The sequence below is a fragment of the Xanthomarina sp. GH4-25 genome, assembly GCF_045363175.1.
In the GTDB taxonomy this organism is placed as follows: Bacteria; Bacteroidota; Bacteroidia; order Flavobacteriales; family Flavobacteriaceae; genus Xanthomarina.
The window spans coordinates 1-2,690 of record NZ_JBJFLO010000019.1 but is presented as its reverse complement, the minus strand read 5'-3'; the positions used below and the strand labels follow the sequence as shown (position 1 = coordinate 2,690).

The window sequence follows — 2,690 nt, the reverse complement described above, 5'->3', positions numbered from 1 at the left end:
ATGTAACCATTACCTTTTGTTGCATTCCTTACCATAATTTTTTCGCCACCACAGCTAATAATTATAATAAAAAGTAAGGGTAGAAATTTTTTTTTCATTGATTTGGTCAAATGTTTTACAACGTGTTTGTGTATGATTAGTAAGGGCAAGAGTGTATAGCTTTTCGTATATGAACATAGATTGATATAAACATTAACTTTAAATTAAGCAACAAAGCCCTTATTGATTATACACGGTGTTGTGTGGCGTTTTTATGTCGGTTAAAGATAATAATTCATCCAAGACAAATAAACTTTCTGAAACACAAAAAATAGAATGGACTTTGCCTATTTGTGTTTTGGAATATAATTCTACAATTCTAAAACGTATTCCTCTTTCTGAAAATCAATAGATAGTTTTTTGCATTTCATCATAAATTCAGTTCCGAAAACTAATGGAAATTGAAATCCGTAAGGCATCTCTTTAAATTCCTCGCTAAAATATACATCTATTCCTTTGATAATAAAATCTATATTAAAAACACTTGTTTCGGAAATACCTTCTTTTAATGGGTACAATCCATAATCTATATCCGTTGCTTTTAAATTTAATTCTTTCGCAAATTGTGGTGTTATATGTGTTTTTACAGCTCCAGTGTCTAATATAGCCTCGATTCCATTGTAGTAAATATGGTCTTTAGGTAAATTAACTCCAATGATATTGATTTTCATGTAAGGAATGCCGTTTGGTGTTGTTTTTCCTTTATATGTTTTTCCGAAATTATATCTTTCGTTATTCATCTTCCTTTATCGGTTTTAAATGACACACAACGTGTTTGTGTATGGCTAGTTGCGTTGGCGAGAACTAAGTTAACAAAAGAAAACTAACCAGTAGGAAAATCCGCAGGATTTTCCGAGTACACACAAACTAGCAATTGGTTATACACGTTGTTGGGCAATCGTTAATCTGGCCAAATTACTGTTTCATCGTCATCTTGGTAATTCGGAAAAAGAGTAACAGAATCAACAATTCCATTATCCAACCAAAACGATATTCCAGTTGAGTCAATTACATAATCTTTCATGTTTAATTCTTTAAAATCGTCATCCAATTTTAAGTCAGGAAACAGAGATTTGAATCTAAGTATTAGCTCAGATTCATTTATTCCTATTAATTTTTTCCCTTTTAGTGTAAATGCACTTGAATTAAAAGTAATTGAACCTAATCTATAATCCTCATCAGAAGAGAACATTAAGTCAACTCCTAGTTTGTGATATTCAAGAATAACTTCATTTGAGTTGTCACTATATTGGTTTTTTATTTGTTCATTGGGTTTTCCTAAGAGTCTTTCGACTTGACCAAGTGTTAGTCCTAGTTTGATTTTATCAAATCCAACATATGGTATTATCTCGATTTTCATATAATGTTGCCCAACGGTCTTGTATATGAAAAGTAACGTGTTGATTTTAAGTTACCTTTCGATTAGTCGTTGTGTTATTAAATGCGCCGAAATTCTAGGCTCGGCACTTACCTAGTTATTTTTTATATACGGTGTTACCTGCTGTATTTTATTTCGATTAGTTTTCTTAATTTAGTCAAAAATATTTTTTATGACTAAAGAAGAATATAATAAAATACTTGAAGGTATTGAACTACTAACTGAAAATCAGTTGAGACTTTACAGAGAGGTTCAAGAACTTAAAAAGTTAGTCGAGAAGAAACACGACTCATAATTGTCCTATACATATCGTGTATTTCGCTGTATGTATAACCTTTTAGTTTTTCTATAATTTCCTCTATTGTTTTTTCTTTATCTTTCATCCTGTTAATTTAATTATATGTTTTATGAAAATTTCAGATAAGGATTTAGAAACTGTAAAATCATTAGCTGATGATGTTAGTGTTGATATTACTCAAATAGCTTCAAACAGAGCTTCTGCTTTTTTATCCATCGAGACTATTAGGCACGTCCGAAAAAGTACAAGAAACAATATCCTATTCATACTTTTAGGCGCATTGATTGGAATCAGTCCATCAATAATCGAATCCATGAAGGAAGAACCAAATATAGATAAGCAGTTATTAGACCTGCATAAACAACTCCACGATATAGAACTCCAACTAAATCATTCTCAAAAGAATGATTCCAAAAAAGATTCGCTATAGATTTTTTCCAAAATCCGCTTTTTTCATTACCCGCCCATTCGTAAGTCGTATCGTTAAGTTTATCAATAGATTTTAAAATAATATTCATTCGTTTGTTGTTTTTCCACAACGTTGTTCCATATTGCAGGTAACAATTGGATATAGACAATTGTCTATATCCATCTTATAACGCTAAGATAGTAAATCTTTAATTTCCAGATATGATTTAATAACTTGGTGAGTATTTATATCTATAGGATTAAGAGTTTTATAATGGATACTTTATTTTAACTAAAGGGCATGTTTTTATAAAAAAATAAGTAGATTTACCCTTTAATAATTACTAATTAGAAAGTCAAAACTGCATACGTTTTTGCATACGATTTCAAAATAAAACAGCTCAAACCCCCAGTGTTTGTGTTGAGAAAGCGGTCGAGGTCGGACTCATAACCCGAAGGTCACTGGTTCGAGTCCAGTTCCCGCTACTAAATGTAAATCGTTTGAAATCAATGGCTTTGTTTGCACAAAGCCATTTTTTTATGTTTATATTAAATGAATTTCTAACG

General features: G+C 30.8%; 4 protein-coding genes. 2 read left to right on the top strand and 2 right to left on the bottom strand.

Going from position 1 to position 2,690, the window contains the following annotated elements; translation table 11 throughout:
* Positions 1-350: 350 nt before the first annotated feature.
* The gene (locus ACI5KZ_RS14740; protein WP_406848086.1) at positions 351-779 is read right to left on the bottom strand and encodes a hypothetical protein; all 429 of its coding nucleotides are present in this window, start codon (positions 777-779) and stop codon (positions 351-353) included.
* Positions 780-940: 161 nt separating this feature from the next.
* Positions 941-1,399: a hypothetical protein gene (locus ACI5KZ_RS14735; protein WP_406848085.1), complete on the bottom strand. Its 459-nt coding sequence runs from the start codon at positions 1,397-1,399 to the stop codon at positions 941-943.
* A 190-nt stretch (positions 1,400-1,589) separates the two neighbouring features.
* Between ACI5KZ_RS14735 and ACI5KZ_RS14730 the strand changes: the two genes are divergently transcribed.
* Together ACI5KZ_RS14730 and ACI5KZ_RS14725 are read left to right on the top strand one after the other, a co-directional pair.
* Positions 1,590-1,712 carry a hypothetical protein gene (locus ACI5KZ_RS14730; RefSeq protein WP_406848084.1) on the top strand — a complete coding sequence of 41 codons (123 nt, stop codon included), beginning with the start codon at positions 1,590-1,592 and terminating at the stop codon, positions 1,710-1,712.
* A 112-nt stretch (positions 1,713-1,824) separates the two neighbouring features.
* Positions 1,825-2,145 (top strand): hypothetical protein, encoded by a 321-nt coding sequence (locus tag ACI5KZ_RS14725; RefSeq protein ID WP_406848083.1) that lies wholly within the window; start codon positions 1,825-1,827, stop codon positions 2,143-2,145.
* Positions 2,146-2,690: the final 545 nt, after the last annotated feature.